The organism is Pedobacter jejuensis, from assembly GCF_003725795.1.
Classification (GTDB): Bacteria; Bacteroidota; Bacteroidia; order Sphingobacteriales; family Sphingobacteriaceae; genus Pedobacter; species Pedobacter jejuensis.
The window spans coordinates 148,036-170,585 of the sequence record NZ_RBEE01000012.1; the positions used below are offsets into that span (position 1 = coordinate 148,036).

23 protein-coding genes are annotated in these 22,550 nt (G+C 34.6%); 5 read left to right on the forward strand and 18 right to left on the reverse strand.

Features of this window, described 5'->3' with window-relative positions:
• Nucleotides 1-30 precede the first annotated feature (30 nt).
• The 7 genes from D7004_RS08200 to D7004_RS08230 all read right to left on the reverse strand — a co-directional run bounded on the left by D7004_RS08200 (nucleotide 31) and on the right by D7004_RS08230 (nucleotide 6,928).
• On the reverse strand, nucleotides 31-711 hold the full coding sequence (locus tag D7004_RS08200) for a DUF4397 domain-containing protein (RefSeq protein ID WP_123205396.1): 681 nt from the start codon (nucleotides 709-711) through the stop codon (nucleotides 31-33).
• A 66-nt stretch (nucleotides 712-777) separates the two neighbouring features.
• Nucleotides 778-1,458: a DUF4397 domain-containing protein gene (locus D7004_RS08205; protein ID WP_123205397.1), complete on the reverse strand. Its 681-nt coding sequence runs from the start codon at nucleotides 1,456-1,458 to the stop codon at nucleotides 778-780.
• A gap of 81 nt (nucleotides 1,459-1,539) precedes the next feature.
• Nucleotides 1,540-2,664 carry a DNA polymerase III subunit beta gene (gene dnaN, locus D7004_RS08210; protein WP_123205398.1) on the reverse strand — a complete coding sequence of 375 codons (1,125 nt, stop codon included), beginning with the start codon at nucleotides 2,662-2,664 and terminating at the stop codon, nucleotides 1,540-1,542.
• A gap of 33 nt (nucleotides 2,665-2,697) precedes the next feature.
• Nucleotides 2,698-4,371 carry a gliding motility-associated ABC transporter substrate-binding protein GldG gene (gene gldG / locus D7004_RS08215; RefSeq protein WP_123205399.1) on the reverse strand — a complete coding sequence of 558 codons (1,674 nt, stop codon included), beginning with the start codon at nucleotides 4,369-4,371 and terminating at the stop codon, nucleotides 2,698-2,700.
• Nucleotides 4,371-5,096 carry a gliding motility-associated ABC transporter permease subunit GldF gene (gldF, locus tag D7004_RS08220; protein WP_123205400.1) on the reverse strand — a complete coding sequence of 242 codons (726 nt, stop codon included), beginning with the start codon at nucleotides 5,094-5,096 and terminating at the stop codon, nucleotides 4,371-4,373. Before gldF ends, gldG begins: the two co-directional genes overlap by 1 nt.
• Before the next feature lie 77 nt (nucleotides 5,097-5,173).
• Nucleotides 5,174-5,881 carry an ATP-binding cassette domain-containing protein gene (locus D7004_RS08225; protein ID WP_123205401.1) on the reverse strand — a complete coding sequence of 236 codons (708 nt, stop codon included), beginning with the start codon at nucleotides 5,879-5,881 and terminating at the stop codon, nucleotides 5,174-5,176.
• Between the two features lie 126 nt (nucleotides 5,882-6,007).
• Nucleotides 6,008-6,928 (reverse strand): glycerophosphodiester phosphodiesterase family protein, encoded by a 921-nt coding sequence (locus D7004_RS08230; protein WP_123205402.1) that lies wholly within the window; start codon nucleotides 6,926-6,928, stop codon nucleotides 6,008-6,010.
• Nucleotides 6,929-7,078: 150 nt separating this feature from the next.
• Between D7004_RS08230 and D7004_RS08235 the strand changes: the two genes are divergently transcribed.
• The gene (locus D7004_RS08235) at nucleotides 7,079-7,990 is read left to right on the forward strand and encodes a DUF58 domain-containing protein (RefSeq protein WP_123205403.1); all 912 of its coding nucleotides are present in this window, start codon (nucleotides 7,079-7,081) and stop codon (nucleotides 7,988-7,990) included.
• 372 nt (nucleotides 7,991-8,362) lie between these two features.
• Complete coding sequence (locus D7004_RS08240; RefSeq protein ID WP_123205404.1) at nucleotides 8,363-10,099, forward strand: thiamine pyrophosphate-dependent enzyme; 1,737 nt, start codon at nucleotides 8,363-8,365, stop codon at nucleotides 10,097-10,099.
• 187 nt (nucleotides 10,100-10,286) lie between these two features.
• Here D7004_RS08240 and hppD read toward each other — a convergent pair whose 3' ends face one another.
• Nucleotides 10,287-11,417: a 4-hydroxyphenylpyruvate dioxygenase gene (gene hppD, locus D7004_RS08245; protein WP_123205405.1), complete on the reverse strand. Its 1,131-nt coding sequence runs from the start codon at nucleotides 11,415-11,417 to the stop codon at nucleotides 10,287-10,289.
• Nucleotides 11,418-11,647: 230 nt separating this feature from the next.
• Entirely contained in the window at nucleotides 11,648-12,814 is a 1,167-nt protein-coding gene (locus D7004_RS08250; RefSeq protein ID WP_123205406.1) for a homogentisate 1,2-dioxygenase, read from the reverse strand.
• A 380-nt stretch (nucleotides 12,815-13,194) separates the two neighbouring features.
• Between D7004_RS08250 and D7004_RS08255 the strand changes: the two genes are divergently transcribed.
• From D7004_RS08255 to D7004_RS08265, 3 genes are read left to right on the forward strand one after another with little or no spacing between them, the layout of a single operon-like run.
• Nucleotides 13,195-14,193: a fumarylacetoacetate hydrolase family protein gene (locus D7004_RS08255; protein WP_123205407.1), complete on the forward strand. Its 999-nt coding sequence runs from the start codon at nucleotides 13,195-13,197 to the stop codon at nucleotides 14,191-14,193.
• Complete coding sequence (locus D7004_RS08260) at nucleotides 14,193-15,080, forward strand: flavin reductase family protein (RefSeq protein ID WP_123205408.1); 888 nt, start codon at nucleotides 14,193-14,195, stop codon at nucleotides 15,078-15,080. Before D7004_RS08255 ends, D7004_RS08260 begins: the two co-directional genes overlap by 1 nt.
• A gap of 21 nt (nucleotides 15,081-15,101) precedes the next feature.
• On the forward strand, nucleotides 15,102-15,704 hold the full coding sequence (locus D7004_RS08265) for a YdeI/OmpD-associated family protein (RefSeq protein WP_123205409.1): 603 nt from the start codon (nucleotides 15,102-15,104) through the stop codon (nucleotides 15,702-15,704).
• Nucleotides 15,705-15,706: 2 nt separating this feature from the next.
• Here the strand turns inward: D7004_RS08265 and D7004_RS08270 are convergent, their stop codons facing one another.
• The 9 genes from D7004_RS08270 to D7004_RS08305 all read right to left on the reverse strand — a co-directional run bounded on the left by D7004_RS08270 (nucleotide 15,707) and on the right by D7004_RS08305 (nucleotide 22,498).
• Complete coding sequence (locus D7004_RS08270; protein WP_123205410.1) at nucleotides 15,707-16,255, reverse strand: C40 family peptidase; 549 nt, start codon at nucleotides 16,253-16,255, stop codon at nucleotides 15,707-15,709.
• 122 nt (nucleotides 16,256-16,377) lie between these two features.
• Nucleotides 16,378-16,752, reverse strand: coding sequence for a DUF4870 domain-containing protein (locus tag D7004_RS08275; RefSeq protein WP_123205411.1), 375 nt, complete (start codon nucleotides 16,750-16,752; stop codon nucleotides 16,378-16,380).
• A gap of 75 nt (nucleotides 16,753-16,827) precedes the next feature.
• The gene (locus D7004_RS08280) at nucleotides 16,828-17,529 is read right to left on the reverse strand and encodes an SDR family oxidoreductase (RefSeq protein WP_123205412.1); all 702 of its coding nucleotides are present in this window, start codon (nucleotides 17,527-17,529) and stop codon (nucleotides 16,828-16,830) included.
• Nucleotides 17,530-17,566: 37 nt separating this feature from the next.
• The gene (locus D7004_RS08285; protein WP_123205413.1) at nucleotides 17,567-17,929 is read right to left on the reverse strand and encodes a type II toxin-antitoxin system VapC family toxin; all 363 of its coding nucleotides are present in this window, start codon (nucleotides 17,927-17,929) and stop codon (nucleotides 17,567-17,569) included.
• Nucleotides 17,916-18,083 (reverse strand): hypothetical protein, encoded by a 168-nt coding sequence (locus tag D7004_RS20630; protein WP_167459451.1) that lies wholly within the window; start codon nucleotides 18,081-18,083, stop codon nucleotides 17,916-17,918. Before D7004_RS20630 ends, D7004_RS08285 begins: the two co-directional genes overlap by 14 nt.
• Nucleotides 18,084-18,116: 33 nt before the next feature.
• Nucleotides 18,117-19,895 carry an aromatic amino acid hydroxylase gene (locus D7004_RS08290; protein ID WP_123205414.1) on the reverse strand — a complete coding sequence of 593 codons (1,779 nt, stop codon included), beginning with the start codon at nucleotides 19,893-19,895 and terminating at the stop codon, nucleotides 18,117-18,119.
• A gap of 156 nt (nucleotides 19,896-20,051) precedes the next feature.
• A complete protein-coding gene (locus D7004_RS08295; protein WP_123205415.1) occupies nucleotides 20,052-20,534 on the reverse strand; it encodes a GtrA family protein in 483 nt (160 codons plus the stop codon).
• Nucleotides 20,535-20,682: 148 nt separating this feature from the next.
• Nucleotides 20,683-21,372 carry a CAP domain-containing protein gene (locus D7004_RS08300; protein WP_123205416.1) on the reverse strand — a complete coding sequence of 230 codons (690 nt, stop codon included), beginning with the start codon at nucleotides 21,370-21,372 and terminating at the stop codon, nucleotides 20,683-20,685.
• A gap of 361 nt (nucleotides 21,373-21,733) precedes the next feature.
• Nucleotides 21,734-22,498: an SDR family NAD(P)-dependent oxidoreductase gene (locus tag D7004_RS08305; protein WP_123205417.1), complete on the reverse strand. Its 765-nt coding sequence runs from the start codon at nucleotides 22,496-22,498 to the stop codon at nucleotides 21,734-21,736.
• Between the last annotated feature and the right edge of the window lie 52 nt (nucleotides 22,499-22,550).

Below are 22,550 nucleotides of genomic sequence, written 5' to 3' on the forward strand. Positions count from 1 at the left end.
AGACTATTCCAGATTTATAAGTTATTTAATTTAGTTGTTAACAATCAAACGAGTCTTAAGTTTTCCAACATCATTCCCTTTGTTTACACCATCGATAACAATTGTGTACGTTTTGCCTTTATAAAAATTTGTAGAGGGAATGGTATCAACATCAGATGAACCAACCAGATTAAGATACAGTTCTGAATTTTCCCCCGTTGGCATTTTAATATACCCATTTGTTTCGCCATTGCCCAATGTGATGGAAAAACTGGATGATTTATTTGTTATCGCCACTTTCGAGGGTAATGTAAAACCAGCATTAATAAAAAATAATCTAGATGCCGAAGTATCAGGTGTTAAATCATCTTCCAAAACTTTCAAAACTGAATCCTTTGCCGTTGTTTTTGAATAGAATACCGAATAGTTTTTCCCTACTTCTAAAGTTTTTTTTACTGTATCGTTACTTAACTGGGTTGCAGTGTTCTTAGAAATAATGGTATATTCCTTATTACCAAATGTTACAATATAATCACTATTAGCATCATAATTAATACCAGTTGATACACGAACGCCATTCAAATAAAAATCCTGCGCAACTCCATCTACTACATTAAAGAACCGAACTTTTGTATCTAATTCAAAATTATCATTTTTTACGCATGCCATCATTAAACAAATAGCGCCCATAAAAATGAATATCTTGAAAAACTGAGATGGTTTAATTTTCATACATTTTATAATAACTACCGGCAAAGATAAACTTTGTAAGTTAATGATAAACGAATATCTGCTTTACTAATTATCTAAAATAATATGAGGTTCTAACGTTGCCGCTGTAAGTCCGCTGAACCAAATGGTATAAATTTTCCCTGGCAATAAATCAGATGCTGAAACGGTTTTTACCGAACCCGAGCCAACTACATTGCACCTTAAAGCAGCACCCGAATCAACATTAAAATAATTTGAATCTTCTTTAAATAATAATGCATTTATAAATGGAGAACCTGCCTGTATGCTAACGTTTATACCAGCAGCGAAAAATGGGGTTAAGTTAATAAACCTAACCTTTGCGGTTGATAAATCTGCGTTGCTCAGGTTATCTTCATAATTTATAATTTGCTTATTACCATTTCTATCTGCCACTAAAAAGGCACTATATGTGATGGATGGCGTAAAATTTAAGCTGGTATTTGTATTTATATTGTTGCTCCCAACATAACTTAAATTTCTGTTGCCTGAAGGAATTTTAATGTATCCGCTAGTTTCTCCAAATGCCAATGGAGCGGTTGTTAGCTTTTCATTATCCATAAAAACTTCTTGCTTTATTTCGGGTTCAACGGCATTAATAAGCTTAATCTTGGCTTGGCCCTGCACAATAACATCGGGTTCGTTCTTGCTACAAGAAATTAGAGTTAGGCTAAAAATAAATAGAATAGGCAGGAAAGTGTTTGAGACACGTTTTGTAAAGATTTTCATAGGTAGTTGTATTTGGCAATAAACAAAATGGCTTGGTCAAAAACCAAGCCATTGTTCTATGAAAACTAAAATAATAGTAGTTTAATAACTGTTGTTAAGCATTACCGGCATTACCAACATTAAAACGTCTTCATTTTCGTCATTTGTTTGAGGAATTAACAATCCGGCTCTGTTTGGTGTAGAAAGTTCTAAAGTAACTTCATCGCCGCTTAAATTGCTAAGCATTTCTATTAAAAAACGGGCATTAAAACCTATTTCCAAATCTTCACCATCGTATTGGCAACTCAAGCGCTCGTGTGCTTCGTTAGCAAAATCTAAATCTTCTGATGAAATATTTAATTCACTACCATTTATTTTTAAACGAACCTGATGCGTAGTTTTATTTGCAAAAATTACAACTCTACGAAGGGTATTTAAAAATAAGCTTCTATCGATTACCAATTTATTTGGATTGTTTTGAGGAATAACTGCCTCATAATCAGGATAGCGCTCGTCTATTAAACGACACACTAGGTTTATATTTTCAAATTTAAAAAATGCACTTGTAGCATTATAATCTACAGAAACATTAATATCGGTTGAAGGCAAAGCGGCTTTCAAAAGCGTTAAAGCTTTCTTTGGCAAAATGAATGAAGTTGCTTTATCAGCTTTGCTATCCATGCGGCGATAACGCACCAATTTATGTGCATCAGTTGCAACAAAAGTAATGTGCTGAGGCGATAATTGGCAATACACACCTGTCATTGCCGGGCGAAGTTCATCATTACTTACAGCAAAAATTGTTTTGGTAATGGCTTCTGTTAAAACCGAAGCAGGCAAACTTACTGAAGATGCGTTTTCTACAACAGGAATTTTAGGAAAATCATCACCGTTTTCACCACTTAATTTATATTTACCATCTCCTGCGCTTATTTCTATTGCAAATGTGGTATCATCAATATTAAAAGCGATTGGTTGGTCGGGTAATGTTTTAAGCGTATCTAATAAAATTTTAGATGGAACCGCAACTTTGCCTTCCTCTTTCGATTCAACGGCTAAAGCAGTAGTCATACTGGTTTGTAAATCAGTAGCTGAAATGGTTAAATTACCATCTTTTATTTCGAAAAGAAAATTCTCTAATATGGGTAAAACTGTACTGCTGCTAGATGCACCATTTACAGTTTGCAAATGTTTTAATAAAGTTGATGTGGATACAATAAATCTCATAATATCAATTAGTCTTCTTCAAAAATATAAAAATTATTTCGCGTACCTGTGCTTACGGTAATAATGTTGAAAAATCGCGAAGGATATCAACAATAGCAAGGGTACAACAATATTTATGATTTGCCACTTTGTTTTTTCAATTTTAACCTTTGCCTTATCTAATAATCTGATTTTAACCTCTTTATTACGCAATACAATTAAATTATCATCATCAGCAAAGTAATCGGCAATGTTTAATAACAACGCCTTGTTACCATAGGTACGTTGGGTAAATCTATCAAAACCTAATGGAAGCGGTGAATTATCTTTCGGTACCACCTGATTTTTAAAAATATCGCCATCACCTATTACCACCATTTTACTGGGTTTATTTACGGTTGCAGTTGTAAATGCTGTGGTTATTCCAGATGGCAAAGGCCTGGCTGCAAATACTGAAGGGAAGCTACCTTCGAGCAATATACCTGCACTTTGCAATGGATTTTGCATAGTTGCCGGATCAGGTTGTTCGGCTACCATTTGCAATGAAAACAATTTAGGCACGTTAAAAACTTTGTTAAATCCTGATGTTGTTAAAATATATGTTTTCTTTACACCCTTAGAGCCGATGGTATCAACAGTACTTGGAAATTCTGATTTTATTCCATCTAAGTTTTTAACCAGACTGGCCGAAGTATCTGGCAATAAAATTGGATAATAGATCCACGGCACTAAATTAATTTGTGGCTGACCACCAACATTGCCAGTTGATACCGGAATTTCTGCAGCATTTTTATCGGCAATAACGTTGTAATTAATTCTGGCACCGTACATAAAAAGCATGTCATCAAGGTTGAGGTTTTTATTGATAACCATCTGTTTACCACTTCCTCGTAAGCTATCTAATTCTGCTGAAACCTGATCTATACTCCACAATACCCTTCCTCCATTCATTACAAAATAGTTTATTTTATACTTTTCTGTTTCTGAAAATGCTGTTTGCGGCTTAACCACAACCATTATTTTGAGCTTATCTAAACCAGCTTTATCGATGGTATTTAAATCTACACGACCAACTTCATAGCTGTTTGCCAAACTATGCATTGCATCATAAAGTTGTAAATCATTAGGTTCTCCATTAGCTTCTGTAAAACCAATCCGCGGATTACTGCCATTAATTACTTTTTTAATGCTTGAGGTGAAGGTATACTCCAGGTTTTCAATTGAATGATTAATGTTATCTTCATAACTTCCACCAACATCCATATTTTGAAGCAACTTTACAGGCATCTGCCTACCATTGCTTTCAATCATTGCCATCGGATAAACCAATTTCTGCGTTAAGCCACTTTCGGATTTCACCGTTAAATTTGTTGCCTCTATTCCTTGCTGATAAAGATTATTGATTACCGTATCCTGGTCTGCAGCATTTAATCCTTCCAAAGGATCTACAAATACAATTTTCAAATCCGACTTTGAGTATGCTTTATAATCGCTTAATATATCTTTAACAGAACTTTGCAACCTTTTAAATGCAGCTGGCAACTCGCCATTTAAAAATACCGTAATTACTATTGGCTTTTCTGTACGTTTAAGCAGATTTTTGGTTTTATCACTCAGGGTAAATCGCTTATCTGCAGTAAAATCAAAGCGATGGAAAAGGTATTTACCACCAACATTCAGGAGTAGCAGAGCCAAAACAAAAAATAAAATTTTAATCCACCTATTCATTATCGCTTCCCTCCCATTGCTAGTTTTGTAAATAATAAAAACAGGGTTGCAAAACTTACGAAATAGATTAAGTCGCGGGTATCTAAAACGCCTCTGCTAATCGATTGATAATGTTGATTGATGCCAAATGAAGAAATTGTGGTTTCGAAATTTTGCATAGCAAAGATCTGACTTGAATAATCAAATCCTAAGTAAGCAAACGCACATAAGGCAGCTGAAATTGCGAAAGCAATAACTTGGTTTTTGGTTAATGCTGATGCAAAAATGCCAATGGATGTGTATGCAGCACCCAATAAAAACAAACCTAAATATGAGCCAATTACTGCTCCAGAATCTATGTTTCCTTCGGGATAGCCCAATTTCGAAATTGAATAATAATAAATTGTAGTTGGAATTAAAGCGAAGAGCACCAAAACCAAACATGCCAAATATTTAGCTGTTACAATTTGCCAAAGCGTAATGGGTTTTGTTATTAAAAGCTCGTAAGTTCCTTCACGCCTTTCTTCGGCAAAAGAACGCATGGTAATGGCCGGAATTAAAAACATAAATAAATACGGAACCAGGCTGAAGAAACCGCTAAGTTCTGCATAACCATAATCCAGCAAAGAGGTATCAGGAAAAAACCAAAGCAACAGACCTGAAACCAATATAAATACACCAATGGTTATATAAGCAACCATTGAACTTAAAAAACTAAATAATTCGCGTTTAAATACTGCGTACATAGGATATTAAATGCCGAAGATAACTAAATATTGATGCATATAATTGAGTTTGTAAAGCGATTGATTAGTAGCTTAAATTATGCAGTCAGCTTTCTAAAAATATTTTCTAATGAATCTTGATTATTATTCAACTTAATCCCTTCAATTGTATCATTTGCCACAATTTTACCTTTATTAATGATGATGATATCATCACAGATGGCCTCAACTTCTTGCATAATATGTGTAGAAATGATAACGGTTTTATTTTTGCCCAACTCTTTTATTAAAGCCCGAATATCTACCAGTTGATTTGGATCCAACCCAGACGTTGGTTCATCTAAAATTAAAACCTCAGGATTGTGAATAATCGCCTGAGCTAAACCAACTCTCTGACGATAACCTTTTGAAAGCATGCCGATTTTTTTATGCTGCTCGGGCGTTAAGCCTACCATTTTTATTACTTCATCAACGCGATATGATAAATTTTTTAGCTGATAAGTTTGTCCTACAAAGTTTAAAAACTCCTTCACATACATTTCTGTGTAAAGTGGCGTGTTTTCAGGAAGATAGCCAATATGTTTTTTTGCCTCCATGGATTGCGTTGAAATATCATAGTTTGAAATTTCAGCATTACCAGATGTTGGCGCTAAATAACCTGTTAGCATACGCATGGTTGTTGATTTCCCTGCACCGTTCGGACCTAAGAAACCTAAAATCCGTCCAGGTTTAGCTTCAAAACTAATAGCATCTACTGCTTTTTGCTTATCGTAATGTTTGGAGAGATTTTTAACAGAAATACTCATTGTGTAATTTATAACTATGTCGTTATTGTGTCGTATCAAACAATCCTATCACAATCGATATTATCGTCGAGCATCAATATTGCTTTTACATCGCAATTGCATGATGGTAAAGTTAAGTCTGCTAATCTAATTAATGTACGCTGAACTTATCTTTTTATTATACCTAAATTTATCGAGCTGTTCAGCGGCTTGCCCAATATTATCTGATGATAAAATATCGGCGCCATTGTTCACCAAATGATAGTAAACGTTTTTAGCAGGATTTGTGATTGAACTCTTATCAATGTTACCCATTGTCCCTAAAATAGTTGTAATTCCTTTGTTGTGAAGATACTCGTATAACTCCTTATCAGGTGCAGCAACACCGACAAAAGCCACAATTCGATTATTCGGAATGCCCAAACCATTTAGTCTCTTTAACTCTGCCTTTTTTTGCACAGATGCAGAAATCATTAAATCTGGAGCCAAACGATGAACTTCTTGAGCTTGATTTGCCGAATAGGTAATGATGATGGAATTGCTTTCTACTTTATATTGTTTTACTTTTTCAATCACTTTTGCATAAGAAACACCCTTTTTTAAATCGATGGTTAAAAGCACTTTACCTTTGCTCCAGCTCAAAACACTATCCAAAGTTGGTATTTTAAAATTAGTTTCTTTACCATCATTGTCTTTTAAGTTAAAGGCTTTCAATTCTTCATAAGTGTAATTGCCAATTGGTCCTGTGCCGGTTGAAGTTCTATCCAGCTTATCATCATGCATTATTACCAAAACCGAATCTTTACTGTAAGCAATATCAAACTCGATTACCATTGGGTTATAGGTAGTTGCATTATCAAATGTTTCAATACAGTTTTCAGGAAAACCAGGCATTGGTCCGCCGCGATGTGCGCTTACTAACGGAAAACGATTATCTGGCGACCACTTTAAGAACTGATATAATTCTCCGGTTTTGTTAAATTTAATATAGTGATGAACTTTTTCTTCTTGCTTACACGAGGTAAAAATGATTACAAAACCGAGAAAAAGTAAATGATAAAATTTCATGGTTCAAAAATAGGAAAAATGGATGATGTAAGATGGAATTCTAGGGAAGAAACTTCTAATTTTTCACCATCAAAAATTACCTAACGGTACATCAAGCAATAATTAAATCGCCATTTTTTAACAGTTAATGTTTTTTATTAGCTTTACAGTATGCAGGCAATTAATTATGAAAACGAAACCAGTTACGGCAATTTAGAATTACTAGCTCAGCAGGTGGTAGAAGGTTTTATAACAGGTTTGCATAAAAGCCCTTTTCATGGTTTTTCTGTCGAATTTGCTGAGCATCGCCAATACAATACCGGAGATAACGTTAAAAATATCGATTGGAAATTATTTGCCAAAACGGATAAACTTTACAGTAAAAGATTTGAAGAAGAAACAAACTTGCGTTGTCAATTTGTGATAGATGTTTCATCTTCAATGTATTTTCCTGAGCCTAAAAATAACAAACTCACTTTTTCCATTCAGGCTTCAGCATCTTTAATGTATTTGCTAAAGAAACAAAGAGATGCCTTCGGCTTAAGTTTATTTGCCGAAGAAATTTTGATGAATTCGCCTGCAAAATCAACAACTGTTCATCAAAAATATTTATTCAGCCAGCTTGAAAACTTACTGCAAAAACCGAAAGTAAATGCTAAAACCAATTTAAGTGAAGCTTTGCACCAGGTTTCTGAATTTATTCATAAACGTTCGCTAGTAATAATTTTTAGCGATTTGTTCAACGCACAAAGCAATAACACTGATGATTTTTTTGATGCTTTGCAACATCTAAAGTTTAATAAGCATGAAGTTGTAGTTTTCAATGTGGTTGATAAATCAAAAGAAGTAGATTTTAATTTCGACAATCGCCCACATCAATTTATAGATATGGAGACTGGAGAAATGATTAAAGTTCACACCAATCAGGTAAAGGAAACTTACAAAGCCGCTGTATCTAATTACCGACAACAGATTGCGTTAAAATGTGCTCAATATAAAATTGATTTAATTGATGCAGACATTAATGAAGGCTTTTATCCGATTTTGCAGGCATATTTAATTAAACGGCAAAAGTTGGGTTAGTTTGATTTATATTGGTTATGATCAATTAATGATTGGCACAAAAAAACCTCATGTATTTTGCAATACATGAGGTATCAGATAAGGGTAACCGGAAAACTAAAAAACTAATTATGAGTTTTTAGAATTTAACAAAACGGAAATCGCTTCTTGTGTTTTGTTATTTCAAAGGTGCGTTTCAATTATGAAGTTTTAGTGAAGAAGTGTGTTGTACAATTTATTGTTTAAACCTTTCAAGACTATTCGTCTGATGTAAGTCAGGATTTTAATTAAGTGTTCTAATAATCCAATCCCGCAAAACAATAAACTCTGTTTTTCTATTTATAAATTAAGGTTTAATCATATTGTTTAGGCCCTAATTTTAAACTTATTGTTATGGGTAAAAATGTTGCAGAGCAATTGGTGGAAATGCTGGTTGAAGTTGGCGTAAAAAGAATATACGCTGTTACTGGCGATAGCCTTAATTATTTTAATGATGCTGTAAGAAGAAATGGCAACATTAAATGGATTCATGTTCGTAACGAAGAAGCAGGTGCATTTGCTGCAGCTGCAGAAAGTGAGCTTGATGGAATTGCCTGCTGTGCAGGTAGTTGCGGTCCAGGGCATGTACATTTAATTAATGGGTTGTATGATGCACACCGTTCTCATGTACCAGTAATTGCCATCGCTTCTACCATACCAACAACTGAGTTTGGTACAGATTTCTTCCAGGAAACCAATACCATAAAGTTATTTGATGATTGTAGTTATTACAATCAGGTTGCTACAACGGCAGAACAAGCTCCAAGAATGTTTCAAACGGCTATGCAGCATGCTATCCATAAAAAAGGTGTGGCCGTGTTTGGTTTACCTGGAGATGTTGCAGAACTGGATGCCGTAGAAAGTACAACCTCCATGCAGCTTTTCAGAAATAATCCGGTAATCCGCCCGGCTGATGATGAATTGGTAGAATTGTCTAAAATTCTTAATTCAGAAAAGAAGGTAATGCTGTATTGCGGAATCGGTGCCGCCGATGCACATGATGAAGTTGTGGCGTTAGCTGCTAAATTAAAAGCACCTGTAGGATTTTCTTTCCGTGGAAAAATGGGCATTCAGTATAGCAATCCTTATGAAGTAGGAATGACTGGGCTTTTAGGTCAACCATCAGGTTATCATGCCATGCATGAAGCAGATGTTATCCTGCTGTTGGGAACGGATTTTCCCTATGTTAATTTTATGCCGGTAAAAAATAAGATTATCCAAATTGATGAAAAACCTGAACGGTTAGGCAGAAGAGCAAAACTTACAATGGGTTTATGTGGCAATATTTCTGATTCGATACAAGCATTATTACCGTTGCTAGATGAAAAACAGGATAGTAGTTATTTAAATGCACAACTTGATTTTTATAAAAAGGTAAAAGAGAATCAACAGGTTTATGTTAAAGATAATGGGGAGGAAGATAAAATTCAACCAGAATTTGTTGCTGAAACCATAAATAGATTAGCCAATAAAGATGCAATTTTTACGGTTGATACCGGAATGTGCTGTGTTTGGGGTGCTCGATTTATAGAGGCAACAGGCGAGCGAAAAATGCTAGGTTCTTTTAATCATGGCTCTATGGCTAACGCAATGCCTATGGCTATTGGTGCAGCATTATCTCATCCAGAAAAGCAAGTAATTGCACTTTGTGGCGATGGTGGATTATCAATGCTTTTGGGCGATTTAGCAACCATTAAACAATACAATTTACCCATAAAATTAATTGTTTTCAATAATAGAGCATTAGGAATGGTGAAATTAGAAATGGAAGTAGATGGTTTACCTGATAGCGAAACAGATATGGTAAACCCTGATTTTGCTTTGGTTGCGCAAGCAATGGGTTTTAAAGGATTAACCATATCAAACCCTGATGATGTAGAAAATGCAATTGCAAATGCTTTTGCAGATAATGGTCCGGTATTGCTGAATATTATGACAAACCCTAACGCCTTGGCAATGCCCCCAAAAATTGAATGGGCTCAAATTAAAGGCATGACAGAATCTATGGCTAAATTGATGCTTGGTGGAAAAATGAATGAAGTGTTTGATACAATTAAATCAAACTATAAACATTTGGGAGAAGTTTTATAAACTACCTATTTTAGCGAATATAAATTTTGCCACAAAAACAAAGATTCCAGGATGAAAATGCTCCGTGAAAATCTGCGTTTCTGTGGCATATTTTTTTTACAGGTACATCTTTTGCCAAAGAAACACTGAAAACACAGAAGAAAAATTTGATTTACATGAAAATCTGCGTTTCTATAGCAAAATTAATTTATAAATTTCCTCTCAGCTCTTGCTCGCGTTCTAAAGATTCAAATAACGCTTTAAAATTTCCTGCTCCAAAACTTTGTGCACCTTTTCGTTGAATAATTTCGAAGAACAATGTAGGTCTGTCTTCAATTGGTTTAGTAAAGATTTGCAATAAATAACCTTCCTCATCGCAATCAACCAAAATACCTAAATCTTCTAAAATTTTAATTTCTTCATCAATCTTACCAACACGTTGCGGCATCATATCGTAATAAGCTTCTGGTGGCGCACTTAAAAATTCAACTCCTCTAGATTTTAATTCTTTAACGGTTTGAACTATATCTTTTGTTGCAACTGCAATATGCTGAACGCCTTCACCTTCATAATATTCTAAATACTCTTCAATTTGCGATTTCTTCTTGCCTTCAGCAGGTTCATTAATCGGGAATTTAGAAAATCCGTTTCCATTACTCATCACCTTACTCATTAATGCAGAATATTCGGTATTAATTTGTTTATCATCAAACGATAAAATATTTACGAAACCCATCACATCTTCGTACCATTTCACGGCTTCATTCATACGGTTCCATCCAACATTCCCTACACAATGATCTACGTATAACAAACCTGCATCACTTGGCTGATAATCACTTTCCCAAACCCGATAACCTGGTAAAAATGCACCAGAGTAATTTTTTCGCTCAACAAACATGTGAACGGTTTCACCATAAGTGTAAATTCCACTTAACTTAACTTCACCAAATTCATCGGTTAATGTTTGTGGCTCTTGGTAAGGTTTAGCACCTCTTTTTGTGGTTTCTTCAAAAGCACTATAAGCGTCATCAACCCAAAGTGCCAAAACTTTAACACCATCACCATGTTTTTTAACATGCTCAGAAATAGGATGCTCTGATTTTAATGCTGTTGTTAAAATCAATCTGATTTTTCCTTGTTGCAAAACATAAGATGCCCTATCTCTAACACCAGTTTCCGGACCTGCATAAGCTAAGCTTTGAAAGCCAAAAGCAGTTTTATAATAGTGAGCCGCCTGCTTAGCATTGCCAACATAAAATTCTATATAATCTGTTCCATTTATTGGCAGAAAATCTTGTGCCTTCGATATTTTTTCTGCAAATGTTAGTGTTTCCATTTTGTATTTGTTGTAAAGTTTGAATGTTTAAAATTGAAATGTTTTAACACTTCAATTCTATAAATGCTTAATTCAATTAATCTGATAATTTGTTTTATTACCTCAACCTATAAATCCTTGAATCGATTTAATCCTAATAGCACTGTTTTATCACCTTAATCTTATAATCCTAAAATCTTATTTATCCTTGTACTACCCCATATAATCCTAAAATCTTATTAATCCTGGTACTATTCCACATTAACCTGCCAACTTTTATGATAGTTTTCATCCTCGATATCCAAAGCATCTTGCGTTAGCATTAATGGTTTAAATGGATCAATCATTACAGCAAGTTCATCTGTTTTTTCTTTACCGATAGATTTCTCTACTGTACCCGGATGCGGTCCGTGAGGAATACCTCCAGGATGGAGCGTAATCTGACCTTTTACTACGCTTTTTCTACTCATAAAATCACCATCAACATAATAAAGCACCTCATCACTATCCACATTGCTGTGGTTGTATGGCGCAGGGATAGAATCTGGATGGTAATCGTACTTGCGGGGAACAAAAGAACATACTACGAAATTATGTCCTTCAAAGGTTTGATGAACTGGTGGCGGTTGGTGTAAGCGGCCAGTTATTGGTTCAAAATCGTGTATCGAAAATGCGTATGGATAGTGATAACCATCCCAACCTACATAATCAAATGGGTGTGTACCATAAGTATAGGGATAAATTAGTCCTTGTTTTTTAATGAGTACCTTAAAATCTCCATACTCATCATGCGTTTGAAGATTTTCTGGCAATCTTAAATCACGTTCGCAATATGGCGAATGTTCCATCAACTGACCAAACTGATTTAAATATCTTTTAGGTGGCCTTAGCGGACTAAAACTTTCTACAATAAACAATCGGTTTTCTTCTGTATCAAACTCCAATTGATAAATAGTACCTCTGGGGATGATAAGATAATCGCCATAAGCAAATTTTATTTCTCCAAAACCCGTTTTTAGTTTACCGGAGCCTTCATGCACAAAAATCATTTCATCAGCCTGACTATTTTTATAGAAATAATCCGTCATTGATTTTCTTGGTGCAGCCAAAACGATGTGTAAATCGCTGTTCACCAAAACTGGTTTACGGCTTTGCAAATAATCATCCTCAGGCTTAATTTTAAAACCAATTAAGCTGGTATGTTTTAAATGTTTTTCTCTGGCAATTTTAGGCTCAACGCTATACGGTTCACCCAGATGCTTTACAATTGTTGGCGGATGGCAGTGATAAACAAGTGAATAAAGGCTAGAAAAACCTTCCGTTGAAACCAATTCCTCGGCGTATAAATTTCCATCGGGTTTACGAAAAACCGTATGTCGCTTTGCAGGAATTTGCCCCAATTTATGATAAACAGGCATAATTATTTATGTTACGGTTAGAAGAAAATCTTTAAGAAAGAACAATTAAAACGGCAATGCGTTTCAATTAATAGAAATTACAGAGAATATTGAGCCATGATTAATTTCGATAGCATTTTATAACGACGTGCAGCAATTGCATCGTTTACAAGATTGATATGTAATGCTTTTAAAATCATGGATTTGATGTTGCTAAAGTAAGCAATTTATTTAAAAGATGATTTTAGATTTTTAAAAAAAAATAATTCATAGTTTTAATATAATGCTATTGATTAGCTTTACAGCGTATTTTAACCAAATTATACGAACCCGAAATAATCAGAATTTTTATTTTAATTATTTCGGCTCCATCTGAATACTAAAAATAAAATTTAAAAAAGATGAAATTAGTATCATACAAAACCGAAGACCGCGAGCATCTTGGCGTTTATATAAACGGCCACATTTATAACTTAAATAGCTGCGATAAATTACTTCCCGACAACATGAATGAATTTTTACAGGGAGGTGATGTGTTAATGGAAAGAGCTAAAAAAGTTGATACCCAAATAAAAGATGGAAGTTTGGAAGCGAAGGAAGAAATTTTTTATGAAATTTTGGCTCCGGTTCCACATCCTACTAGCTGTAGAGATGGTTACGCTTTCAGCCAGCATGTAGCAGCCGCCCGCAGAAATAGAAAAGTAGATATGATTCCGCAGTTTGATGAATATCCAATATTTTATTTTACTAATCATAACGCCATTCAAGGTACAGGAGATATTGAATGCATGCCTGACCATTTTGAAAAACTAGATTTTGAACTCGAACTTGCCATAGTAATTGGTAAAAAAGGCAGAAACATCACCGCTGCAGAAGCTGATGAATATATTGCCGGGTTTATGGTTATGAATGATATGAGTGCAAGGACACTGCAAATGGAAGAAATGCTGTTAAATCTTGGTCCGGCAAAAGGAAAAGATTTTTCTACAGTTATTGGGCCGTGGTTGGTTACGCCAGATGAACTTGAACAATATAAAGTAGCCCCAAAAGATGGACACACAGGCAATGCTTATAATTTAAAGATGACTTGTCGTGTAAATGGAATAGAAGTGTCAAAAGGAAATGCTGCTGATATGGATTGGACTTTTGCCGAAATTATTGAACGTTGTGCTTATGGAGTTGATATTTTACCGGGCGATGTAATCGGTTCAGGAACTGTTGGAACAGGTTGCTTTCTGGAGTTAAATGGTACTGGCATGCTAAACGACCCGAATTATAAAAGCCAATGGTTACAACCAGATGATGTTGTAGAAATGGAAATTACAGGCTTAGGTGCGCTAACAAATACCATTATAAAAGCAAATACAGAATTTTCGATTTTAGGTTTGAAGAAGAAATAATGTTAACCTTAAAAACGTCCGATTTATCTGCTGTTCAATTGCAAGATTATTTACAATACGCTATTGCTCCTCGCCCAATATGCTTTGCTTCTACAATTGATAGTGAAGGCCACGTTAATTTAAGCCCTTTTAGCTTTTTTAACATGTTTAGTACCAAACCACCGATTTGCATTTTTTCTCCGGCTAGGCGTGTTCGCGATAATACCACAAAGCATACACTCGAGAATGTTCTTCAAGTAAAAGAATGCGTAATTAATATTGTGAATTACGACATGGTTCAGCAAATGAGTTTGGCTAGCACTGAATATGCAAAGGGTGTGAATGAATTTGAAAAGGCAGGTTTTACGATGTTAAAATCGGAAATTGTTAGTCCGCCAAGAGTAGCCGAAGCACCTGTACAATTTGAATGCGTTATTAATGAGGTTATCCCTTTGGGTGAAAATCATGGTGCCGGCAATTTAGTTCTGGCCGAAATTAAACTCATTCATATTAACGAACAAATCTTGGATGAAAACGGAAAAATAGATCAGCAAAAGATAGATTTAGTTGCCCGTTTAGGAGGAGATTGGTATTGCCGTGTTACTTCAGAAAATTTATTTAAAGTTGCAAAACCACTAACTACGCTGGGTATTGGAATAGATAGTTTACCAAAATCCGTCCGATTATCTACCGTATTAACAGGTAATGATTTGGGCAAATTAGGAAACGTAGAGAAGTTGCCAAATATTGAAGAAGTTGATTCAATAATCAATTTGCCAGCTGTAAAAGAAGTTTTAGACGCCACGATAGGTGATGCTTTTAACCGAGAGCGAGAACTGCATGAATTGGCAAAGGTTTATTTAAGTAGCGGCGATATAGAGCTTGCTTTAAAAATAGTTTTAATTTAAGTTTAGGTATAACAACCCAAAATGAATACAACTGCTGCCGTAGATCAATACATCTCGAATTCAAAAGAATTTGCTATTCCTATTTTAGAACATTTAAGGAAACTGATACATCAAGCCGATACCAGAATTGAAGAAAAAATAAAATGGAGCATGCCTTTTTTTGAATATAAAGGAACTGTTTGCCATTTTGCAGCCTTTAAAAATCACTGTGTTATGGGCTTTTGGAAGGCTTCATTAATGAATGATGACTATCATATATTCCAAAAAAGTTCAGATGCTATGGGCTGGTTAGGAGAAATTAAATCATTTGCAGATTTACCCGATGATGATATCATAATTGCCTACGTACAACAAGCCATTGAGCTAAATGAAGCGGGAATAAAATTGCCGACCAAAGAAAAATCCGCATCGAAGGAATTAGAAGTTCCACAATATTTTATAGATGCACTTCAAGAAGATCCAGCAGCGATGGCAACCTTCCAAAATTTTAGTTATTCGAATAAAAAAGAATATGTAGAATGGTTGTTAGATGCAAAAACCGAAGCTACCAGACTAAAGCGCCTTGATACAGCTGTAGAATGGATTTCGGAAGGTAAAACTAGAATGTGGAAGTATAAAAAGTAAGATTACAGAATACTCACAATCTTCATAAAACGGCTTTTATAATGACCGTTAAATTCTGTTATGGTTACACTATGAGCCTTACCTGAAGAAGCGTGAATGAACTTTATCCCTGAATCATCAATTGAATAAACGATACCGACATGACCGATTCTCCTCACTTTAGAGTTGCTTCCGGTAAAAATTAAAACATCTCCAACTTTAGCGTTTTCAATGCTTGTTTCGGTTCCTGTTGCGCTAAATTCTCTTGAAGAACGTGGTACTTTAAATCCAAAATTACTAAAAACATAACTCACAAAACCAGAACAATCAAACCCAACTTTTGGATTGCTTGTTGCATATCGGTAAGGAATACCTAACATACTTTTTGCAAAATCGATAAGGCTCGTAGAATTGGTTGAATTAGAAATTTTTAGAGGTTTCTCAGAGGTTTTAGGAAGATTAGCAACTAAAGTTTTTACTAATTCTTGGTATTGAATGGGTAGTGTTGTTTGTGCTTTTCCTGCAGTAGCAGACAAAATGAAAAACGAAATTACGATTAATATTTTCTTCATATGTTGATGCCAAAGATAGAAATTTTTCTTTAAAACGGGTTGATTGTTGAAAAATCGTATAAAAGTAAAGCCCAAAAACCGTTTAAGTTTTTGGGCAATAAGTTTACAATAGACTATAATTTTTAAATATTCGGGAACATAGCTTCGGCTTTTTCTCCTATAAATGGGATTGGTTTTTTTTGCCCTTGAATAGCGCCAATTAAACCAATTAGCCATAATATAAATAAAACTACATATAGAATGGAGAACAGATAGTACAATGTAGGTGACGCCGTAGCAAATAATACAATCCTTTGAATGATGTTCAACCCAACATAAATTAAATTGATTAAAAGAGATTGCTTAAGGTGAAAACTTCCTAACGAAGTTTTTTTGTCTTTGTGCAATGCAAAATAGGCAATTAACCATCCAATAATTGTAATGTAGCTGACTATACTTGCCGTTTTACCATCTTCAACTTGGATTGGATTTGTTTGATAGGGATTGTTTGTTTCCATAGGGTTTGATTATTTGATTGATTATCAATACCCTAAATAACGAAGAATTTATAGAAATTTATAATTTTTATTCAATTATGGAGTAGTAACTGCTACAGGCAAAATCTTGCCATTAAAAAATTTATGACCAGTTTTTGCAAAATCTGCTACATATTTACCCATTTCAAAAGCCATAACCGGACTTTGGTATCCAGGAAAAGCAGTTTCGAGCATTTCTGTTTGTGCCGAGCCTAATGCCAAACAATTTACTTTTATCCCTGTATCAGCCAACTCAAATGCTAAACATTCGGTTAAAGTATGCAGAGCTGCCTTACTCGCAGAATAGGCAGATAGACCTGGAAATTTTACGCTACCTTGAAAACCACCCATACTACCAATATTAACAATATGGCTCCCTGCTTGCATTAAAGGAATTGCATTTTGTATCATTCGGAAATGCGAAATCACATTGCTTTGTAGCATCTCACCCAAATCCTCTTCTGTAGTTTCTAAAAATGGTTTGTTTATGAGCGAGCCTGCATTGTTTATCAAAATATCAATGCTGCCCAATCGTTCTTTTAAGAAAGGAATCAATGCGGCATAGTCATCGTTTACAATATCAAATTCTACTGGTAAAAGTGTACAGTCTGGATTGATACTTCTAGCAATTTCTAAAAGTTTGCGAAGTTTTTCAGCAGACCGGGCAATAGCTACTATTTTATTATCGTTATGTAAGCTAAACTCTAAAGCGGTTTCAAAACCTATACCGCTGCTAGCGCCAGTAATTATAATGTTCATCTGTTTGGGGTTAGTATTTAGTCGCTAAGAAATTAGATTAAATCAATATTAATTCTATATCAGCTACTGAAGCAAAACCTTTATCGGAAGTGACTAAAGGCATTTGTAGGAACTTTGCGGTTGCAGCTATGATAGCGTCAGGTGTTTTTATTTTATAATTTTGCCTTAGAGTTATTGCGATATTTTTTATTTCTGAGTTTAGTTCAATAATTACACAATCAGCTAAAAGGGCTTCTAGGCTTAACTTATCTTTTTTATTAAGTAAGTGCCAACCTAATAATTCAATCTCTGAAATTACTGAAACGATTGCAGTGCCATCTAAAAACGGTTCTGTCTTTTCTAAACCCTCATGTACATTGATAAGAAAATTAGTATCAGCAACAAAACTAAATAAACTCATTTCTTATTTCTTTCTGATAACTTAATCCGTCCAAGCCGCGTTGAAGCTTGCCAAAATGTTTGCGCAAAGTTTTTTTTGAAGAACCTTCCGATATTTTTTTTATTGCAGCTTGTACCTTTTCTTTGGTAACAGGTGTTTGAATTTCTATTATCATAATCAAATTTAATCAATTAAAATTAATTTCTAATTAATCTATTATCAGTTGCGAAACAGGATTTTTAATAACATGTAACCCATCATTAATTAATTTAGTGTGTTCGGGTTCTCGTCCGGCTTTCATTTCCAAATAAATTAATAATTCCTTTTCGAATTGATGGTAGATTTTTTTATGATAAACAAGTTCTAAAATTTCTAATGCGCATAGCCAATCCTGCCTATGGCTGGTTTTTAATTGCTCAAAAATTTGATTTAACTTCTCCATTCCTTGGCTACCCGCTCTAATTTCTCTAACGGTTTTATATAGATTGTGTAGTTCAAGCGTTTTCTTATCGTATGAAATTTTATGTGTTTTGGCATTACTTATTAAAGTGATTTCTTCATACGCATCTTTATCAGCTGCCCCATTAAAAACCGAAATTATTTTCTCACCAATCGCCATATCATATACACCCCAATCTGGCTGAAATAATATATTCCCATTACTTTCCTTTACTGTACAATCTGTAAAAGCAATTAAAATCAGTTTATCATTTTTAATTAAAATATCTTTTACGATACCTTTAACATTAATGCCGCTTTCAAATGTTAAATCTGCAATTTCGCCTATAAAAATACCGATGGTTTTAAGTTCTTCCAAGGAATAATCTTCAAACGGTTTATTACCACTTTTTAATTTACCTACTGGCGATGAAAAACCATCTTTATGATAATCCTTGCCATGCCCTTCTAATTGTTTTCCTTCAAACGCCAAAGCCGACGGACCTGTAGTTTTGATAAAAGTTACATCATCATTTGCACTAACACCAACATCTGTAAAAACACCACTCACTTGTAAACCAGAACTGTAAACGGCAGTTGCAACATTTTTACAACTAATCGCTTTCATAATGCTTTCTGTTCCACCTCTCCTAAATGCCATAGTATCAGCAAATTGCTCTAATACATCGATAAGGTTTTGAAAGGTTTCGGTAACAAAAAGCTGTGGCTGTGTTTTAGTTATATCATAAGGGTAATTAACTGTGTACATATTATACCACAGTTTTTTTACATCATTTTGCATACATGATGCACTTTCTCCAATGGAAGAAAGTAAACCGGCACCGTATATTTTTGGGTTCTCCAAGGTTCCTATCAAGCCATATTCTACTGTCCACCAATGTAAGCGACCCAATAATGCCATTTCTGAAGGCTCGCCCATATTTTCGCTAATGTACCGAAGTTCCTTTTCTGCTTTTGCAATTTGAACTTCATCAGAATCTATCGCCTCTTTTAAAATAGATAATTTTCTAATGGCTTCATAAAGCTCAAAATCCTTTGCCGAGAACATTGCTTTTGCACCAATTGAGCCGAAATAACTTAAGTAATTGTTGTAATCGGTATCTGCGATAATGGGTGCATGACCGGCACTTTCATGAATGATATCTGGCGCTGGAGTGTATTCAATATGATTGATTTGGCGTATATCTGCAGCAATTACTAAAACCCGATATGCCTGGTATTCCATAAAAGCTGCAGGTGGTATAAAACCGTCAACAGTTACAGCACCCCACCCTATTCTACCAAGATTATCATTCATGGTTTGCAAATCGGGTATGTATTCTATACTTAAACCAGCACTTTGTAAGCCCTTAATGTATGGATAGTACGCTACATTTTTCAAGTAACTATAATTCTGGCGCATAACATAACGCCACACGGCCTGATCTACAGGTGTATATTTCTCGTAATTTTGGGCAACGATGAATTGCTTTAAATGCCTAGGTAATTTTGCTACCTGCGCATTATTAAAATCATTAAAATTGCTCATTCAGTATTATAAAAAGTTAGATGCGTGCTAAGTTAGGTGGTTGAATTTACCTAAACAAGAAAGCCCTTCTATAAATTAACAGGGTGAAGTAAATATAGTTTTGAGAACTAAAGTTTTCCTGCCACAGAAATAAAATACCTATGTAATGTTGCGTAACTATTTTTTGATTTTTTTTACGCTAAATGTAAAATAATGCTGATATAAATAGCTAAAACCCGCAATCAATACCGATACAACTACCTTAGAAACAGTTGGATAGATACCTAATATTTCGATGAAGAATTTCTGCATAGCAAAAGTCAACAAGATATTAACGAGATTTAAATTTAAAAATCGGAGCAACTGGATGTGTGCCTTAACCTCACTATGTGTAAAAATAACATACCTGTTTAATAAAAAACTGTAAGGTATTACAACCAAAAAATCTACTGCTAAAGCGGCAGTTTCTCTCTTTAATGAGAAAAGGTTAAAATCAATATCTTCAGCATGAAAAAGATAATGGAAAGCAAGATAATAAACTACGTTTCCTAACAACCAGGTACTCCCACCAGTTGCTAAATACCTGAAGTTGTGTTGAGAAATAAATCCTTTAAATGGTGGGTAAAAAAAATCTATAAAGGCTAAAATCGCTTTGCGCATTTGCGTACTAATTTTTTGGGCAGTTGGATGAAGTTAATATGCTCTACGCTTAGTGTCTGTAAAGTTTATCGGCAAAGATAATTTTTTGACCTAACAAATAAGTGTGTATTTACAAAATGTTTCTTAAACAACTTTAATAGAAATCATTTTATGGAATACGATTGGCTGAAAACATGGGTTGCGCAACAAAATCGATAACGGCACACCACGAATAAGATGGATGACGCTGAATACTTACACCAACTGTATTGAATTTATATTTTTGGTCGAGTAGGTTTAACCTGTGACCAAGAGCAGGAACCCCACAATCTAGCAACAGGTGACAAACAATATCCAGACTATTTGAATATCCAAAATCTATATTCTCACTCATTGGCTTATTTGGGAAATATTTAGCTAAACGTTGACTAAACTTAGTACCGTTACTACTTTCATGCGTATCTAAATTATTTTTGTTTAAGTCTGTTGCATGCGCTCGGCTTAATGAAGCTAATTGTTCATCAGGATAAAATAGCGGGAGATTTTTAACTTTAATTTGTTTAAGCAGTGATAGATAATATGAATTGGTTTTGGTAAGCTTTAGGTCATTGTAGTTGCGGTATTTTTTAACTTTTTCGTTGTAATTATCAATATAATCTTGCAGAAAAGTATAATAGAATTTCTCTCCATCAATGCGAATTAAATTCATGTAGAGAATGATGTTTTTTTCTTCGTTGGTTAAATAATTAGCGTTCCCTGCTGTGTTGGCCTTTTTAAATTCGGAATCTGTCCAGCTTTGCGCACAAACTGCAAGATTAACAACAATTAAGAAAAGAAAACAAATAGCAAAACGATTCATTAACAAGTTTTAATGGATAACGCCGATTAAAATGTTTTATTTCCTAATTCCAATGATATAGATAGTTTGTTTCATAACCTGATTTCGATTATTAATTACCCTTCACATTATTAATAAGCTGCTTTTTTTTTAGTTTACGTCACCTTGAATTTATTTCAGGGTCTTATTTGCAGGAAAGATGCTGAAATAAATTCAGCAAGACGTATCGTACAAGCAATACGCCGATAAAACAGCAAAATATTAAGCTTAAGAATCGAATGCCGATTAATAGATAGAAAATTGAAAATTTATATTGCCACACCAAGTTTATTGAAAATTCATTTCGACAATCTCAATGTGGCAATACAGGTAGCCAGGAAAACTAGATAAACATTCCGCCGGAAGCCTCAATGCGTTGTGCGTTAATCCATCTGGCTTCTTCTGTACAAAGAAATGCCACAACCGGGCCAATATCATCAGGTAAACCTACGCGACCTAATGACGTTTGTGATGCAATCATTTTATTTAAACCTTCATTATCTCTCACTGCTCCTCCCCCAAAATCGGTTTCAATTGCACCTGGTGCAACAATATTTACATTAATACCTCTTGCGCCAAGTTCTTTTGCCTGGTATTTGGTTAACGTTTCCATAGCACCTTTCATTGATGCATAAGCTGCATAACCTGGTAAAGCAAAACGAGCCAACCCGCTTGAAACGTTTACAATTCCGCCACCATCATTCATCAATGGCAATGCTTTTTGGGTTAAAAAGAATGGACCTTTATATTGAATATTTACTAAAGTATCGAATTGCTCTTCGCTAGTTTCGGCAAAAGATGCATGGATGCCAATACCTGCATTATTAACCAGATAATCAAATTTATCAGCATTGAAAACTGATTTTAGAAGGGATTCAACTTCACTAAAAAAGGCATCGAATGTTTTGCTGTTCGCCACATCCAACTGTAAAGCGGCTGCATTTACGCCAATTTCTTGCAGTTCTTTAACGGTCTCATCTGCATCAGTTTTTTTAGATTGATAGGTAAGTATAACATTTAGGCCTTTTTTGGCTAAATGAATCGCGGCATTTTTTCCTAATCCACGGCTGCCACCGGTTACCAGAACAATTTTATTTTGTGTTTCCATTTTTGTTTTTATTTGATAAACAAAGTTATGTGGAAACCCGATGTAAAAATGG

What these genes read in the sequence shown, in the direction of transcription:
- D7004_RS08200 (WP_123205396.1), bottom strand. Translation starts at nt 711, where the DNA reads ATGAAAATTAAACCATCTCAGTTTTTCAAGATATTCATTTTTATGGGC.
- D7004_RS08205 (WP_123205397.1), bottom strand. Translation starts at nt 1,458, where the DNA reads ATGAAAATCTTTACAAAACGTGTCTCAAACACTTTCCTGCCTATTCTA.
- dnaN (WP_123205398.1), bottom strand. Translation starts at nt 2,664, where the DNA reads ATGAGATTTATTGTATCCACATCAACTTTATTAAAACATTTGCAAACT.
- gldG (WP_123205399.1), bottom strand. Translation starts at nt 4,371, where the DNA reads ATGAATAGGTGGATTAAAATTTTATTTTTTGTTTTGGCTCTGCTACTC.
- gldF (WP_123205400.1), bottom strand. Translation starts at nt 5,096, where the DNA reads ATGTACGCAGTATTTAAACGCGAATTATTTAGTTTTTTAAGTTCAATG.
- D7004_RS08225 (WP_123205401.1), bottom strand. Translation starts at nt 5,881, where the DNA reads ATGAGTATTTCTGTTAAAAATCTCTCCAAACATTACGATAAGCAAAAA.
- D7004_RS08230 (WP_123205402.1), bottom strand. Translation starts at nt 6,928, where the DNA reads ATGAAATTTTATCATTTACTTTTTCTCGGTTTTGTAATCATTTTTACC.
- D7004_RS08235 (WP_123205403.1), top strand. Translation starts at nt 7,079, where the DNA reads ATGCAGGCAATTAATTATGAAAACGAAACCAGTTACGGCAATTTAGAA.
- D7004_RS08240 (WP_123205404.1), top strand. Translation starts at nt 8,363, where the DNA reads ATGGGTAAAAATGTTGCAGAGCAATTGGTGGAAATGCTGGTTGAAGTT.
- hppD (WP_123205405.1), bottom strand. Translation starts at nt 11,417, where the DNA reads ATGGAAACACTAACATTTGCAGAAAAAATATCGAAGGCACAAGATTTT.
- D7004_RS08250 (WP_123205406.1), bottom strand. Translation starts at nt 12,814, where the DNA reads ATGCCTGTTTATCATAAATTGGGGCAAATTCCTGCAAAGCGACATACG.
- D7004_RS08255 (WP_123205407.1), top strand. Translation starts at nt 13,195, where the DNA reads ATGAAATTAGTATCATACAAAACCGAAGACCGCGAGCATCTTGGCGTT.
- D7004_RS08260 (WP_123205408.1), top strand. Translation starts at nt 14,193, where the DNA reads ATGTTAACCTTAAAAACGTCCGATTTATCTGCTGTTCAATTGCAAGAT.
- D7004_RS08265 (WP_123205409.1), top strand. Translation starts at nt 15,102, where the DNA reads ATGAATACAACTGCTGCCGTAGATCAATACATCTCGAATTCAAAAGAA.
- D7004_RS08270 (WP_123205410.1), bottom strand. Translation starts at nt 16,255, where the DNA reads ATGAAGAAAATATTAATCGTAATTTCGTTTTTCATTTTGTCTGCTACT.
- D7004_RS08275 (WP_123205411.1), bottom strand. Translation starts at nt 16,752, where the DNA reads ATGGAAACAAACAATCCCTATCAAACAAATCCAATCCAAGTTGAAGAT.
- D7004_RS08280 (WP_123205412.1), bottom strand. Translation starts at nt 17,529, where the DNA reads ATGAACATTATAATTACTGGCGCTAGCAGCGGTATAGGTTTTGAAACC.
- D7004_RS08285 (WP_123205413.1), bottom strand. Translation starts at nt 17,929, where the DNA reads ATGAGTTTATTTAGTTTTGTTGCTGATACTAATTTTCTTATCAATGTA.
- D7004_RS20630 (WP_167459451.1), bottom strand. Translation starts at nt 18,083, where the DNA reads ATGATAATAGAAATTCAAACACCTGTTACCAAAGAAAAGGTACAAGCT.
- D7004_RS08290 (WP_123205414.1), bottom strand. Translation starts at nt 19,895, where the DNA reads ATGAGCAATTTTAATGATTTTAATAATGCGCAGGTAGCAAAATTACCT.
- D7004_RS08295 (WP_123205415.1), bottom strand. Translation starts at nt 20,534, where the DNA reads ATGCGCAAAGCGATTTTAGCCTTTATAGATTTTTTTTACCCACCATTT.
- D7004_RS08300 (WP_123205416.1), bottom strand. Translation starts at nt 21,372, where the DNA reads ATGAATCGTTTTGCTATTTGTTTTCTTTTCTTAATTGTTGTTAATCTT.
- D7004_RS08305 (WP_123205417.1), bottom strand. Translation starts at nt 22,498, where the DNA reads ATGGAAACACAAAATAAAATTGTTCTGGTAACCGGTGGCAGCCGTGGA.